This is a genomic window from Amycolatopsis nivea (assembly GCF_004522235.1).
In the GTDB taxonomy this organism is placed as follows: domain Bacteria; phylum Actinomycetota; class Actinomycetes; order Mycobacteriales; family Pseudonocardiaceae; genus Amycolatopsis; species Amycolatopsis nivea.
The window spans coordinates 1-13,734 of record NZ_SDLT01000033.1 but is presented as its reverse complement, the minus strand read 5'-3'; the positions used below and the strand labels follow the sequence as shown (position 1 = coordinate 13,734).

Genomic DNA, 13,734 nt, shown 5'->3' with positions numbered 1-13,734 from the left:
CACGGAGGTCAGGACGCGTAGAGCTTGGCTACCTCAGCGGCGGACAGCGCCCGGTCGTACAGATGCACCTGGTCCACCGTCCCGTTGAGGAAGTCGACCGGGTTGCCGCCGTACTTGCCGCGGCCGATCACGGTGTGGCCGGTCGACGCCTCGCCTAGGCAGACGCTCTTCGACGCCGCCAGCTGCCCGTCCACGTACAGCGCGAGCTGTCCGGTAGCGGCATCCCGAACCCCGACCAGGTGGTACCAGCGGCCGGCTTCCGGGGTGAGCGGGGCGAGTGCCCGCGTGCCCACGAAGCTGAACGCCAGCTTGTGGTCCGCGCCGGAGTACTGCAGGAAGAACGCACTGTGGTCGTTCCCGTCCTGGCTCACCACGGTCTGGAAACCGTCGCCGACCGCATTGAACTTGACCCACGCGGCGACGCTGTAGCTCAGGTCGGTCTTCACCAGCGGTGCCCCGGTGTCCGCGTACTGGCCGGAGCCGTTCACCGCCAGTGCCGAACCGCTGTGTCCCGCGGTCCAGGAAGCGCCGCCGACGAGCGTGGCGTCGTGCTGGCCCACGGTGTCCGCTGCCGTGGTGCCGCTGTTCTCGTCGAACGGATACGCGGCGATTCCGTCGATGCCTGGGGTGCCTGGCGGGATCACCGGACCTTGTTGCGGTGAGCCGTCGACGCCGTTGATCACCGACAGGTTCGCGGCCCGGACGGCGGCGAAGTCCATCTTCTTCACCTGACGGTCGTAGGTGAAGAAGCCGTTGACCTCCTTCTCCACGTCGGTGGTCTGCGTGTACACGCCTGCCGACACGCCGCATTGCCGTCCGGCGAGCAGCAAGCGTTGCTGGAGTTCGGCGTAGCGGCGCGTGAGCGTGGCGCTGTCCGGTTCCATCTCGTACGCGAAACTGCCGGCCGGGTCGAACTGGTGTCCGTCGACCTTCAGGCCCAGGCCGCCGTATTCGCCGTCGACCGCGGCGCGGGTGGCGTCTGGCACGGGGGTTCCGGGACCGGTGTAGGTGTGGTCGTCGTAGATGTCGCCGCGGCCGCTGTCCGGTTCGGAACGGCAGCAGTTGACGCCGGACTCCGCGTCCACGAGCCGCGTCGGGTCCCAGGCCTTGACCTGGTCGGCGATCCGGCCGACGGCGTAGTCGCCCCAGCCTTCGTTGAACGGGACCCACGTGACGATCGACGGGAAACTGCGGTGCTGGTCGATCATCCGGTGCAGCTCGGATTCGAAGTTCGCCTGCGATGCGGGCGTCGGCTCGATGTCGTCCTTCATCGCGGGCATGTCCTGCCACACGAGGAGCCCGAGCTTGTCCGCGTAGTAGTACCAGCGATCAGGCTCGACCTTGATGTGCTTGCGCACCATGTTGAAGCCGAGCGCCTTTTCCTGCTCCAGGTCGAACTTCAGCGCCGCGTCGGTGGGCGCGGTGTAGATGCCGTCCGGCCAGAAACCCTGGTCCAGCGGGCCGAGTTGCATCACGAACTTGCCGTTGAGCAACATCCGTTGCTTGCCGTCGGCGGTCTTCCCGATGGAAACCGACCGGAGACCGAAGTACGAGCCGACACTGTCCCCGGAGGTCAGCGAGACTCGCAGGTCGTACAGGAACGGGTCGTCCGGCGTCCACAGATGTGGTTTGTTCACCTTGAGCTTCAACGGGGTATTCGCAGGTCCGGACGCGAAGCCGACGACGCGGCCGTGGTCGTAGGCGATGGCTTGCACGCGTTGCTTCGTCGGTCCGCCCACCACGGCGTTGACGGTGACCGAGCCGCTGGCGACGTCCGGCGTGGTGTCCACTCGCGAGATGTAGGCCGGGGTCACCGGTTCCATCCAGACGGTCTGCCAGATGCCGGACGTCGGGGTGTAGAAGATTCCGTCGCCGGGTTTGCGCTGTTTGCCGAGCGGTTGTCCGCCCGCGTCGTTGGGGTCTGTCACGCCGACGACGACTTCCTGGTCTTTCCCGGTGGTCAACGCGTTGGTGACGTCCGCGGAAAACGCGTCGTACCCGCCGGTGTGGCGGGCGACCTGATGGCCGTTGACCCACACTGTGGTGTCGTAGTCGACCGCCTGGAAGTGCAGGATCAGGCGCTCGCCCCGGCCGCCGACGTGCCAGTTCTTCGGCACCTGGAACGTCCGCCGGTACCACATCGACGTTTCGTGCCGCATGATTCCCGACAACGCCGATTCGACCGGATACGGCACGAGGATGCGTTCGTCGAGACTGCGTTTGATCGGCGGGGAATCGCCCGGTTTGGCGGCGGAGAATTCCCAGACGCCGTTGAGGTTTTGCCAGTTGTCGCGGGTCATTTGCGGCCGCGGGTATTCGGGAAGGGCGTTGTCCGGCGAGACCTGGCCGGTCCACGGGGTGGTCAGGGGAGGGGTGAGGCGGTGCCACTGCGGCGGATCGGCCGCGGCGGCGGGGACACTCGACAACCCGGACACGGCCACGGCGAGCGCGGCGGCCGCCGTGGCCAAACGGCCGGGTCTGCGGGCAGGACGGACCATCGTCGAACCTCCTACTAACAGGTGGATCTCCTGCGAAGGGGGACTGCGCGGATCAGGATCGGCGGGAGCGGGCCAGCAGTCGCTGGATCACGACGACGACCAGCAGGAACGCGCCGCTGACCACCGTCTGGTAGTTGGAATCGAGGGTGCCGACCTGGTTGATGACGTTCTGGATCAGCGTCTTCAGCAGCACGCCGACGAGCGTGCCGATGACGGTTCCCGCGCCGCCGGTGAGCAGCGTTCCGCCGATGACCACGACGGAAATCGCGTCCAGTTCCGTGCCGACGCCGAGCACGGTGACGCCTGATTGCAGGTACGCCGCGGTGAGCACGCCGGCGAATCCGGCGAGTGTGCCGCTGAGCGTGTAGAGGGTGATTTTGGTGCGGGCCACCGGAAGACCCATCAGCAGCGCGGACTGTTCCGAGCCGCCGAGTGCGAAAATCGACTGGCCGAACCGGGTCCGGCGCAGCAGCAGGCCGCCGAGTCCGAAAAGGACGAGAGCGAGATACACCGGTACGCCGATGCCGAAGATCTTGCCCTGTCCCAGCCAGAGCAACGCCGAACCTGGCTCTACTTTGTACGTCGTCGCGCCCTCGTTGGTCAATGCCAGCAGGAGTCCGCGAGCGAACAACAGCGAGGCGAGCGTGACGATGAACGGCGCCATCTTCGTGCGAGCGATGAGAAGCCCGTTGACGAACCCGATCAGTCCGCAAACGACTAATGGCAGCAGGATCGCCACGACCAGGCCGTATTGGGAACCGTAGGCGGCCAGCACGCCGCCGAGCGCGTACACCGAGCCGACGGACAGATCGATCCCGCCGGAAATGATCACGAACGTCATGCCCAGCGCGATCACTGCCAGGAAAGAACTTTGCAACGCGAGGTCGCGCAGGTTGTCGGCGGATCCGAAGCGCGGGAAGGCAAACCACGCGGCAGCCACGCCGAGCACCAGCACTACGGCCGCGCCTTGGCGTTGCAGGACTGCCGCGAACGCCGCGCCGCGTTCCGACGGCGGGGCGGCGGTGGTCGCGATCATCGCGTGCTCCGTTCCCGGGCGACGTACACCGCGGCGACGATGATGGCGGCCTGCACCATTTGCGCGGCGGAATCGGGCAGGTTGTGCTTGATCAGCGTCGCGTGCACCAGTTGCATGAGCAGCGCGCCGAACACCGTGCCGAGCACGCGTACGCGGCCGCCGGTGAGCGGAGTTCCGCCGACCACCACCGCGGTGATCGCGGACAGTTCCATCAACAGTCCGAGGTCGTTGGGATCGCTCGCGGCGAGCCGTGCGGTGGACAACACGCCCGCGATCGCCGCCAGTGCGCCGGACATGGCGTACACGCCGATCAGGACGCGTTTCACCGGCAGTCCGGCGAGTGTCGCAGCGGGACGGTTCCCGCCGACCGCGACTAGGTGTCGGCCGAAAGTGGTGCGCCGCACCAGCAATCCGGCCAGTACTGAGAGGACAGCGGCCACCAGGACCATGATCGGCACGCCGAGCACGTCGCCGGTGCCGAGCGCGAGGAAGTCCGGGTTGTGCAGCTGCACCAGCTGTCCGTGCGCGATCACGAGCGCCAGCCCTCGACCGCCGACGAGCAAGGCCAGGGTCGCGATGATCGGCTGAATGCCCAACTGGGCCACCAGGAATCCGCTGAACAGCCCCGAGGCGACCCCGGCGATCAGCGCGACCACGATCACCATCACCGGCCCGGCCCCGAGATACAGCGGGACGAGCGCCGCGGCGACCGACATCACCGAGCCCACCGACAGGTCGATGCCCTCGGTGCCGATCACCAGCGCCATGCCGAGCGCGACGATGCACACCGGCGCGGCCTGCACCAACTGCGTGCGGAAGTTGGCCGCGGAGAGGAAGTTCTGCGTGAACGCGATGTTGAACAGCAGCAGCACGACCACGGCCAGGTACACGCCGTAGTTCTGCAGCCAGCTTGTGACGCGGGCGCGGTCAGGTCTCGTCAGTGTCGCGGTCGACATCGTTGTCACCCCCTGCAGCTATCGCCGCCAGCACGTTGTCTTCGGTGACCGCGTCGCCGGCCAGTTCGGTGGCGACGCTGCCGTCGCGCAGGACGACCACCCGGTCCGCGCCGTCGAGAATCTCTTCCAGTTCGGACGAAATCAGCAGCACACCGAGCCCGTCCTGCGCCAGTTCGTCGATGAGCGCCTGCACCTCGGCCTTCGCTCCGACATCGATGCCGCGCGTGGGCTCGTCCAGCAGCAGCACTTTCGGTCCGGTGGCGAGCCAGCGCGCCAGCAAGACCTTCTGCTGGTTTCCGCCGGACAGCTCGGACACCTTCTGCTCCGGACTGGATGCCTTGATCCGCAACCGTTCCATGAACGTCTTCACCACCCGGTCCTGTTTGGACCGGCTGACAAAGCCGAAAGTGGACAGTCGCGGCAACGCGGCGAGCACGATGTTCTCTCGCACGGACAGGTTCGGAATGATCCCGTCCGCCTTGCGGTCCTCCGCCAGCAGCGCGATCCCGGCCCGCATCGCCGCGGAGATCTTCCCGCGTTTCAACGGTTTCCCGGCCAGCAGCACAGTACCGCCGTCGAGCGGGAACGCCCCGACGACAGCCCGCGCGGTCTCGCTCCGACCGGACCCGAGCAGCCCGGCCAGGCCGACGACCTCGCCCGGCCGCACGCTCACCGAAACGTCGTGCAGTTTGTTGCCGCCGGACAGATTCGAGGCCTGCAGCAACGGTTCCTTCTCCGCATGATGCTCCTCGCCGAACGCGGTGACGCCCTCAGCACGGATCTGCCGGATCTCCCGGCCGAGCATCATCGACACCAGTTCGATGCGCGGCAACGGCTTAAGTGGTCCACTGTGGACAACGCGGCCGTCGCGCAACACCGTGACGCTGTCGCAAACCCGGTACAGCTCGTCCATCCGGTGGCTCACATAAAGCACCGAGATGTCGTCTGCGTGCAACCTCGCCAGCACCTCGAACAGGGTGTCCACTTCGCGCGGTTCGAGCGACGACGTCGGCTCGTCCATTACGATCACACCGGCCTTTGTGGACACCGCACGAGCCAGCGCGACCATCTGCTGCGCTCCGACGGCGAGCGTGTGCAGCGGACGTCGTACGTCGGTGTCGATTCCGTACCCGCTGAGCAGTTCGCGGGCCTGCTCGTTCATCGCGGACCAGTCGATCAATCCGGTGCGGGTGCGCGGTTCCCGGCCGAGGAAGACGTTGCTCGCCACGCTCATCAGCGGGACGAGGTTCACCTCCTGGTAGATGGTGGAGATCCCGGCGCGCTGCGCGTCGATCGGCCTGCGGAACTCGACCGGTTCGCCGAGGTGGCGCACCTGTCCCTCGTCCGGCCGGTACACGCCGGTGAGGACCTTGATCAAAGTGGACTTGCCCGCGCCGTTTTCCCCGACCAGCGCGTGGACTTCGCCGCGGCGCAGGCTGAAGGAGACGTTGTCGAGGGCCACGGTGCCGGGGAACCGTTTGGTCACCCCGGTCACCTCGAGCACCGGTGCGGTCATGGTCGCCACCTGGGTGTCGGCCGTGCTCGTCATCAGTACGCGTTCCCGACCTTCTGGGCCGCGTTCGATTCGTCGTAGGAGTCGTCGGTGATGACGATGCTCGGCGGGATCGGCTTGCCGTCCTCGAACTGCTGCAGCGTCTGGAACGCCAGCTGCCCGAAGCGCGGGTTCGATTCGATGACCGCGTTGTAGCTGCCGTCGACGATCAGCTGCACCGCGTTGCGGGTGCCGTCCACGGACACGACCTTCACGTCCTTGCCGGGGTTCTTGCCCGCGGTCTTGAGCGCGTTGACCGCGCCGATGCCCATCTCGTCGTTCTCCGCGTACACCGCGGTGAGGTCCGGATGGCTCTGGATCAGCTGTTCCATCACCGACTGGCCCTTGGACCGGTCGAACTCGCCGGTCTGCTCCGCGACCACGGTGAGGCCGGGCGTCTTCGCCAGCTCGTCCTTGAAGCCCTTGGTGCGGTCGGTGGTCACGTTGTTGCCCGAGGAGCCGAGCAGGATCGCGACCTTGCCGTTGCCGCCGGTGGACTTCGCCAGCGCGGCGGCCGCGCGGTGGCCCTGTTCGATGAAGTTGGAGCCGATGAAGGTGAGGTAGTCGGTGCACGGCTTCGACGTGACCTGCCGGTCGATGGTGACGACCGGGACCTTCTTCGCCTTCGCCGCGTCGAGCGCGGGCTGCAGGCCGTCGGAGTTCAGCGGGGCCACGATGAGCAGCTGCGCGCCCCGGTCCAGCAGCGATTTGATGTCCGAGATCTGCTTGTTGAGGTCACTCTGCGCGTTCGTGGTGAGCAGGTGGTCGGCCGGGATGCCGAGCTTGCCCGCCTCGGTGCGGATGGACTGCGTCTCGGCGATCCGGAACGGGTTCGCCTCCTTCTCCGACTGGGAGAAGCCGACGATCGCGGTCTTCGGGTCGAGTTTCGGGTAGCCGGTCTTGTCGAGGGTGCAGCCGTCGGCGGTCGGCGCGGCGGACGCGGCCGAGGCGGCGGGGCCGGAGCCATTGCTTTGCGCGGCCGGGGTTTCCTCGCGGCTGGTGCAGCCGGCGAGCACGAGTGCCGTGGCGGCCCCGGCGACGAGGGCGAAGCGGGCAGGGACGGACGGGGACACGGCGGACTCCTCGCAGCCGACGACTGGGGCAACCCGCTCGGCGGAGTGACGACCGTCACCCCGCTGAGCTCCGGCTATTTTTACATCGTTGGAACAACGTTGTAAACAGGCAAAACGTCGCTACACTACGTGGTCGTCGGGGCTGGTGCGGAGAGCTTCGCGGGCTCGTGATGGGCTCTGGGCGAACGAGATGAGGAGTCAGCGTGGCCGTGACCCTGAAGGACGTCGCGACGCTGGCGGGCGTTTCGGTGAAAACCGTGTCGAACGTGGTGAACGGCTACGCGTTCGTGAAGCCCGAGAACCGGCGGCGCGTCGAAGAGGCACTGGCCGCGACCGGGTACCGGCCGAACGTCGGCGCGCGCAACCTGCGCCGCGGGCGGACCGGGTTCCTGGCGTTGATGGTGCCGGAGCTGAGCATCCCGTACTTCGGCGAAATGGCCGGCCTGGTGATCACCGCCGCGCAGCGCCGCGGGTGGAGCGTGCTGATCGAGCAGACGCAAGGGACGCGCGACCGGGAACGGGCCACTGTGGACTCATTGGGCCCGCATCTGGTCGACGGCGCACTGGTGCATCCCGAAGCGCTCGAAGCGGACGATTTCCCTGACTCGGAAGGGAAAATCCCGCTGGTGCTGCTGGGCGAGCACGCGGTGGACGTCGCGCTGGACCGGGTGGCGATCGACAACGTGCGGGCCGCGCACGTCGCGGTGTCGCACCTGGTGTCGCTCGGCCGCCGACGGATCGCGGCGATCGGCGCGAACCCCCAGCGCGGGACGTCGTCGCTGCGGCTCGCCGGCTACCGGGCCGCGTTGGCGGACGCTGGGTTGCGGTCGGCGGATTCCCTGGTGGAACCGGTGGCGAAGTACCACCGCGCCGAGGGAGCGGCGGCGATGAAACGGTTGCTGGCACAGGAAGAACCGCCGGACGCGGTGTTCTGCTTCAACGACCTGCTGGCCGTCGGCGCCTTGCGCTCGGCGGCGGAACACGGGCTTCGGGTCCCCGAGGACATCGCGATCGTCGGCTTCGACAACACCGAGGAGAGCGCGTTCAGTCTGCCCGCGCTCACCACGATCTCGCCGGACAAGGCGGCTATCGCCGAGGCCGCGATCGACCTGATCGACAGCCGCCTCGCCGGTACGGAGAGCGCCGCGCCGCGCTCGGTGCAGCCCCCGTTTTCCCTGGAGGTAAGGGAAAGCACGGTCGTTTCCTAGAGGAGCCGCACCGCCAGCACGAGGATTACCGCGCTGGACAGCAAAGCGGTGCCGAGCCGTCCGCGCGGACCGGTGAGGCCGCGTCCGAGCAACGCTCCGCCGACGGCCAGCACCAGTTGCCAGCTGGCCGAAGCGGCGAACGCGGCGGCCGCGAACACGGTGCCGTTGGCCGGTCGGTCGCCGAGGACGAGCGCGGTGAAGTAGATGATGGTGGACGGGTTCAGCAGGGTCAGGCCGAGCAGCGTCGCGTACGCCCGCAGCGGATGCGGTTCCGGTGCCAGCAAAGGAGTTTCCGGGGATCGATAACGCCGGATCGCCCGGACCGCGGTCCACGCGGCGAGCAGGAACAACGCGACGGCGGAGGTCAGGCGCAGGGGAGTGGTGATCGGGGCGAGCAGCGGGGCCAGCGCGGCTCCGCCGGTGGTGGCGAGAACGGCGTAGACGCCGTCCGCGGTAGCCACGCCCATCGCCGCGGCCGCCCCGACCCGCCACGACGTGCGCGCGGTGAGTTCGACCAGGTAGACGCCGATCGCGCCGACCGGCATGGCGATCCCGTACCCGGCGACGAGCCCCGCGACGAGCGCGGCGCTCATCGCACTGCCTGGCGGGTCCCTTCCTGCGCCGTCTGCTGCTTGCCGCGCGCGGCGAGACAGCGGGACGGGCAACGACGGGCGGGTTCGGTGGTCATGACCGGAATACTCGGCTGTCCGGCCGGGACTGGGCAACTGATTTTCCGCCGTGCCAGGATGGGCGGATGCCGGTTGAACTGCCTGTCCCGCTTGTGGTCCGGTACCGCGCGGTGGATCGCGAAACGGTGGGATCCGCACTGGTGGACACTCCGAGCCACCTCGATGCGCTCGCCGAGGACATCGCGCGGAACGGAATCCGGACGCCGTTGCGGCTCGGATTTTGCGAAGACTTCGGCACGCTCGACGGCAATCACCGGATCGCCGTCGCACTGCGGCTCGGCCTGACCACGGTGCCGGTCACCGTGGTCAGGGAGCCGAGCACTCCGCGTCCCGCGCACGCGCGACCGATGCGGGCAGCCGATTTCGCGGTGCTCGCGGCCGCGGCGGGCGAGTAGCCGCTACTTGCCGCGCGCCGCCACCTTGTCGATCACCGTCGCCACCGCGTCCGGTTGGGACCACAGCGAATAGTGACTGGCCGCCAACTCGACACAGTCCGCCCCAGCCCGCTCAGCGAGCCAGCGTTGCAGATCCGGGTTGAGGATTCGGTCCTCTGTGGACACTGCGTAAGCGGTCGGCAGGTCGTGCCAGGCGCCAGGACCCGCGGGCACGGCGAAGCACTCGGCACGCGCACGGCGTTGCACCGCGGCCAGTGCGGTGGCTCGTTCGGGAGCCACGTCGGCGGCGAAGGCGTAGTGGAAGCGGTCCGGGTCGGGCAAGGACCAGCCGTCCTCGGTGAACACCATCGCGTCGTTGCCGGGCGAGTCCGGGAACTTGCCGTTCAGCGAGGGCACGTTCTCGGCTTCGTCCGGGACATACGCCGCGAAGTAAGCCAGGGCGTTGACCTGCGGATTGTCCTTCGCCGCACCGGAGATCACCGCGCCGCCGTAGGAATGGCCGGCCAGCACGACCGGCCCGTCGAAGGCGGCGGCTTCCCGGCGAACCTCGGCGATGTCGTCCGCGAGTGAGGTCATCGGCAGGTGCGCGGCACGGACCCGGTGTCCTTGCCGGTGCAGCGCGGGGATCACCTCCAGCCACGCCGACCCGTCGCTCCAAGCGCCGTGAACCAGAACGATTTCCGCCATGAATGCCTCCCCTTCGTCTGAAGGCAAGCCAACCACGGGCGGGGTCCGGGGATTCCCGGTCCCGGCGGAAAGAGGAGGATTCCGACCTCAACCCGGGCCCGAACGGCGCTATCCGACTCGGAGCCCTTGACAGCGAAGCGGCGGCCGGGACGTGCCCGGCCGCCGCTCGCTCAGCTGTGCGTCAGCCGACCGGCGAGTGGTCGTAAATCCGCTGCTGCGGTCCGGAGACCGCGCTGAGCCCGTTGGCCCACAACCGCTGCACGCGGGAGGCTTCCTGGGAATTCGGGTTGGCGTTGTGGCAGGACGGGCCGGGGCCGCCGCCCGACATCAGTTCGGAGCACGGGCCCGAGTAGTGGTCCGGCAGGCCGAGCGCGTGGCCGGTCTCGTGCGCGGTGATCCTCGTGTTGTCGTATTGGCGGGCCTGGGTGTAGTCGATGAAGATGGTGCCGTGGCCGTGCCCGTCGGTCTGCGCGTACGAGCCGCGCGGGTCGTTGCCCTCGACGTACCGCAGCGTGGCCCCGGACGAACGCTCGACCAGCTTCACGTTGGTGACCGCGCGGTTCCAGTTCGCCGCGCCCGCGTTGATCGCGGCCCGGAACGACGGTGCGCCGGACGTCGAGTAGTAGACCGTGGCGGACGCGACGGCGGAAGGAGCCGGAGCGGCGACCGCCACGGCACCCGAAAGCGGGGCGGCGGCCAGCGCGAGCGCCACCGCGCCGGACAGCACGAACTTCCTGGACATAAGAAAGCTCCTGGGGGGATCGGGGAGTTTTGCCGGGTTTGCGCGCGCTCAACCCAAAGTAGGCAGAAGCTCCCGGTCTGTGACCCCCCATTCGTACGGTCCGGCAACTGGTGATTTCCCAACACTAACGACGGGTTGACAATCCGGTCACCACGGCTGCATCTCGTCGTCGTCCTCGCCGGCGGCGCGCCTGCGGTGCGGACCGGACGTCGGCCGGGGCGGTTCGGGTGCGGCTGGGGGCGGCGGCGGGGTGGTGCCGGGAGGCGGCATCGGCGGACGGCTGTGCGTCGCGCCGACCGGTGGCGGCATCGGGCGTCCGTAGGCCGCGCTGCCCGGCGGGGTGGTGCTGCCCGGCGGAGGTCCCGCGTAACGGGCGGGCGGTTCGGGCCGCGGCGGCTCGGCCGGAGGTTCCGGCTCTTCCTCGGGCTCCGGCAGATACGACTTGACCACGTTCATCATCTCGCTGTCGCCGGCGATCGGCTCGAACGCGTCGATGACGTCGCGCGACACCTGGCGTTGCGCCTTCCCGTAGGCGTCCATGATCGCCGCGGTCAGCCGGGCGCCGCCGTGCCGCAGGGCGCGGTCGTCGATCTCGAGGTTCTTGAGCGCGCCGTTCGGGGTCACCGCGACCGACACCAGCCCGTCGCCCGACTTGGCGCGGCCCTCCGCGGTGCTCAAGGTTTCCTGCAGGGCAACGCTTTTCGCCTGCATCTCGTCAATCCGCCGCTGGAAGTCGTCCAGCCACCCCTGATCGTCCACCGGCGAACGCTATCGGCCGCCCGCGCCCAGCCGGTGAACCTCGGATGGCTGACGGGCTACGAAACGACCGACATCCGCGGCGGGCCGGAGCGGTGCGGGGCAGCGCGAGCGGTAACAATGGGCAAGTGTCCGAAGAAGTCCAGGCCCGCACGCGCAACCGCTGGGGCGAGGGCGAGCGGCTGCGCGGGGAAATCCTCGCCGCGGCCAGCAGGCTCCTGTCGGAACTCGACGGCGAGGACGCGCTCACCATCCGCGGCGTCGCCCGCGCCGTCGGCATCGCCCCGGCCAGCATCTACCAGCACTTCAGCGACCGGGCCGCGCTCGTCACCGGACTCGCCGAGCACGAGTTCGGCCGGTTGCGGCTCGCGATGGAAGCCGCCGAATCCCAGGTGCCCGCCGACGACGCGGTGGGCAGGCTGCGTGCTCTGCTGCACGCGTACTGCCGGTTCGCAATGGACAACCCCGGCCATTACCGGCTGATGACCGCCAACGGGTCGAGCCGCACCTCGCCGGACGTCCGGCCGCACGGTCCGACGATCGATTTCGTCGACCGGATCAGCGCCGCGTTCGCCCGCTGCGCCGAGGCCGGGGCCGCGCTCCGGGTGCCCGCCGACCGGGCCGGGGTGATCGCGTTCGTCGGCGCGCACGGCCGCGTCGCGCTGTTCCATTCGTCCGGGAGGCAGCCGGGCGAGGACGCCGTGGTGAGCTTCGCCGACGAGCTGCTGGCGCTCATTTTCGCTTGAGGCGCGGGCGGTTTCTCCCGTTTGCCATCCTCGTCCACGGCCATCCCGGTGATCTTGAGCCCCGGGTCTGGGCAATCGTTCACCAAATCGCCTAACATCTGTTCGGTAAGTATCCGAACACTCGTTTGGTGACTTTTCCAGGAGGCTGTGATGGCCGACGCCCGGCCCGTAGAGCAGTTCCCGATGTCGCGCGGGCGCTGCCCGTTCGACCCGCCGCCCGACCTCGACCGCAAGCTGCGCGACGAACCGGTGTCGCGCGTGCGGATCTGGGACGGCAGCGAACCGTGGCTGTTCACCCGCTACGAAGACGTCCGCGCGATGCTCACCGACCCGCGGGTGAGCGCCGATCCCGGCCGCGCCGGCTATCCGTCGCAGACGCCCGGGCTCAAGGTGCGGCGCAGCCGGTTCAAGTCGTTCATCGGCATGGACGATCCGGAGCACGCCGCCCAGCGACGGCTGCTCACCGGCGATTTCATGGTGAAGAAGGTCCAGCGGATGCGGCCGCGGATCCAGCAGATCGTCGACGAGCTGCTCGACGAGATGCTGGCCGGTCCGAAGCCCGCCGACCTCGTGCAGGCGTTCGCGCTTCCGGTGCCTTCGCTGGTGATCTGCGAGCTGCTCGGCGTGCCGTACGAGGACCGCGATTTCTTCCACCGCTGCAGCAAGATCCTGGTCTCGCGGGAAGCGACCGCGGAACAGTCGCTCGCCACGGCCGAGGAACTGCTCGACTACCTCGGGAGGCTGGTGGAGAAGAAGATCGACGACCCGGCCGACGACGTGTTCAGCCGCCTCGCGACCGGTCAGGTCGCCACCGGCGCGATGACCGTCCGGGAAGCGGCTTCGATGGGGCAGCTGCTGCTGGTCGCCGGGCACGAGACCACGGCGAACATGATCGCGCTCGGCACGGTCGCGCTGCTGGAGAACCCGGACCAGCTCGCCGCGGTCCGAGACGGCGACGACGCCTTGCTGGCCAACGCGGTCGAGGAGCTGCTGCGCTACCTGACGATCGTCCACTCCGGACGCCGCCGCGTCGCGCTCGAAGACCTGGAGATCGGCGGGCAGACCGTGCGGGAGGGCGAGGGCATGGTCGCGGCCACCGACATCGCCAACCGCGACGCGACGCAGTTCCCCGAGCCGGACAAGCTCGACGTCACCCGCAAGGCACGCCACCACGTCGCGTTCGGCTACGGCGTGCACCAATGCCTCGGCCAGCCGCTCGCGCGGGTCGAACTGCAGGTGGCCTACCGGACGCTTTACCGGCGGATTCCGTCGCTCCGGCTGGCGAAGCCGCTGGAGGAGCTGAAGTTCAAGCACGACATGGTCGTCTACGGGGTGCACGAACTCCCCGTGACCTGGTGAAAGACATCCCAGGAGCTTGAATGTCAAGCCGCAACGT

Annotated in this window: 13 protein-coding genes; 4 read left to right on the top strand and 9 right to left on the bottom strand. The window is 68.6% G+C overall.

The features are described from left to right. Positions 1-8: 8 nt before the first annotated feature. From EIZ44_RS31450 to EIZ44_RS31430, 5 genes are read right to left on the bottom strand one after another with little or no spacing between them, the layout of a single operon-like run. Positions 9-2,498: a LamG-like jellyroll fold domain-containing protein gene (locus EIZ44_RS31450; protein ID WP_134732792.1), complete on the bottom strand. Its 2,490-nt coding sequence runs from the start codon at positions 2,496-2,498 to the stop codon at positions 9-11. A 52-nt stretch (positions 2,499-2,550) separates the two neighbouring features. Beyond that, positions 2,551-3,534 carry an ABC transporter permease gene (locus EIZ44_RS31445; RefSeq protein WP_134663373.1) on the bottom strand — a complete coding sequence of 328 codons (984 nt, stop codon included), beginning with the start codon at positions 3,532-3,534 and terminating at the stop codon, positions 2,551-2,553. Then, the gene (locus tag EIZ44_RS31440; RefSeq protein WP_037818333.1) at positions 3,531-4,490 is read right to left on the bottom strand and encodes an ABC transporter permease; all 960 of its coding nucleotides are present in this window, start codon (positions 4,488-4,490) and stop codon (positions 3,531-3,533) included. The genes EIZ44_RS31445 and EIZ44_RS31440 overlap by 4 nt, the downstream gene beginning before the upstream one ends. Further along, entirely contained in the window at positions 4,462-6,039 is a 1,578-nt protein-coding gene (locus EIZ44_RS31435) for a sugar ABC transporter ATP-binding protein (protein WP_134663371.1), read from the bottom strand. The genes EIZ44_RS31440 and EIZ44_RS31435 overlap by 29 nt, the downstream gene beginning before the upstream one ends. Then, positions 6,039-7,115: an ABC transporter substrate-binding protein gene (locus tag EIZ44_RS31430; RefSeq protein ID WP_043839564.1), complete on the bottom strand. Its 1,077-nt coding sequence runs from the start codon at positions 7,113-7,115 to the stop codon at positions 6,039-6,041. The genes EIZ44_RS31435 and EIZ44_RS31430 overlap by 1 nt, the downstream gene beginning before the upstream one ends. 203 nt (positions 7,116-7,318) lie before the next feature. Here EIZ44_RS31430 and EIZ44_RS31425 point away from each other — a divergent pair, with 203 nt between their 5' ends. Beyond that, on the top strand, positions 7,319-8,323 hold the full coding sequence (locus EIZ44_RS31425; protein ID WP_037818336.1) for a LacI family DNA-binding transcriptional regulator: 1,005 nt from the start codon (positions 7,319-7,321) through the stop codon (positions 8,321-8,323). Here EIZ44_RS31425 and EIZ44_RS31420 read toward each other — a convergent pair. After that, positions 8,320-8,916: a LysE family transporter gene (locus tag EIZ44_RS31420; RefSeq protein ID WP_134663370.1), complete on the bottom strand. Its 597-nt coding sequence runs from the start codon at positions 8,914-8,916 to the stop codon at positions 8,320-8,322. The genes EIZ44_RS31425 and EIZ44_RS31420 overlap by 4 nt on opposite strands. A gap of 161 nt (positions 8,917-9,077) precedes the next feature. Between EIZ44_RS31420 and EIZ44_RS31415 the strand changes: the two genes are divergently transcribed. Continuing rightward, positions 9,078-9,407 carry a ParB N-terminal domain-containing protein gene (locus EIZ44_RS31415; RefSeq protein ID WP_134663369.1) on the top strand — a complete coding sequence of 110 codons (330 nt, stop codon included), beginning with the start codon at positions 9,078-9,080 and terminating at the stop codon, positions 9,405-9,407. 3 nt (positions 9,408-9,410) lie between these two features. On the opposite strand, the gene EIZ44_RS31410 is transcribed toward EIZ44_RS31415, so the two are convergent. The 3 genes from EIZ44_RS31410 to EIZ44_RS31400 form a co-directional block, all read right to left on the bottom strand. After that, the gene (locus EIZ44_RS31410) at positions 9,411-10,094 is read right to left on the bottom strand and encodes an alpha/beta fold hydrolase (protein WP_134663368.1); all 684 of its coding nucleotides are present in this window, start codon (positions 10,092-10,094) and stop codon (positions 9,411-9,413) included. Positions 10,095-10,275: 181 nt separating this feature from the next. Continuing rightward, complete coding sequence (locus EIZ44_RS31405) at positions 10,276-10,836, bottom strand: snapalysin family zinc-dependent metalloprotease (protein WP_037818340.1); 561 nt, start codon at positions 10,834-10,836, stop codon at positions 10,276-10,278. Positions 10,837-10,983: 147 nt separating this feature from the next. After that, complete coding sequence (locus EIZ44_RS31400) at positions 10,984-11,595, bottom strand: YbaB/EbfC family nucleoid-associated protein (protein ID WP_134663367.1); 612 nt, start codon at positions 11,593-11,595, stop codon at positions 10,984-10,986. 125 nt (positions 11,596-11,720) lie between these two features. Here EIZ44_RS31400 and EIZ44_RS31395 point away from each other — a divergent pair, with 125 nt between their 5' ends. Next, the gene (locus EIZ44_RS31395; protein WP_106961553.1) at positions 11,721-12,338 is read left to right on the top strand and encodes a TetR/AcrR family transcriptional regulator; all 618 of its coding nucleotides are present in this window, start codon (positions 11,721-11,723) and stop codon (positions 12,336-12,338) included. Between the two features lie 150 nt (positions 12,339-12,488). Further along, positions 12,489-13,697: a cytochrome P450 gene (locus tag EIZ44_RS31390; protein ID WP_134663366.1), complete on the top strand. Its 1,209-nt coding sequence runs from the start codon at positions 12,489-12,491 to the stop codon at positions 13,695-13,697. Positions 13,698-13,734 lie beyond the last annotated feature (37 nt).

Bases quoted from the DNA above. Each gene is read 5' to 3' on its own strand.
- EIZ44_RS31450 (WP_134732792.1), bottom strand. From the start codon at position 2,498: ATGGTCCGTCCTGCCCGCAGACCCGGCCGTTTGGCCACGGCGGCCGCC.
- EIZ44_RS31445 (WP_134663373.1), bottom strand. From the start codon at position 3,534: ATGATCGCGACCACCGCCGCCCCGCCGTCGGAACGCGGCGCGGCGTTC.
- EIZ44_RS31440 (WP_037818333.1), bottom strand. From the start codon at position 4,490: ATGTCGACCGCGACACTGACGAGACCTGACCGCGCCCGCGTCACAAGC.
- EIZ44_RS31435 (WP_134663371.1), bottom strand. From the start codon at position 6,039: ATGACGAGCACGGCCGACACCCAGGTGGCGACCATGACCGCACCGGTG.
- EIZ44_RS31420 (WP_134663370.1), bottom strand. From the start codon at position 8,916: ATGAGCGCCGCGCTCGTCGCGGGGCTCGTCGCCGGGTACGGGATCGCC.
- EIZ44_RS31415 (WP_134663369.1), top strand. From the start codon at position 9,078: ATGCCGGTTGAACTGCCTGTCCCGCTTGTGGTCCGGTACCGCGCGGTG.
- EIZ44_RS31410 (WP_134663368.1), bottom strand. From the start codon at position 10,094: ATGGCGGAAATCGTTCTGGTTCACGGCGCTTGGAGCGACGGGTCGGCG.
- EIZ44_RS31405 (WP_037818340.1), bottom strand. From the start codon at position 10,836: ATGTCCAGGAAGTTCGTGCTGTCCGGCGCGGTGGCGCTCGCGCTGGCC.
- EIZ44_RS31390 (WP_134663366.1), top strand. From the start codon at position 12,489: ATGGCCGACGCCCGGCCCGTAGAGCAGTTCCCGATGTCGCGCGGGCGC.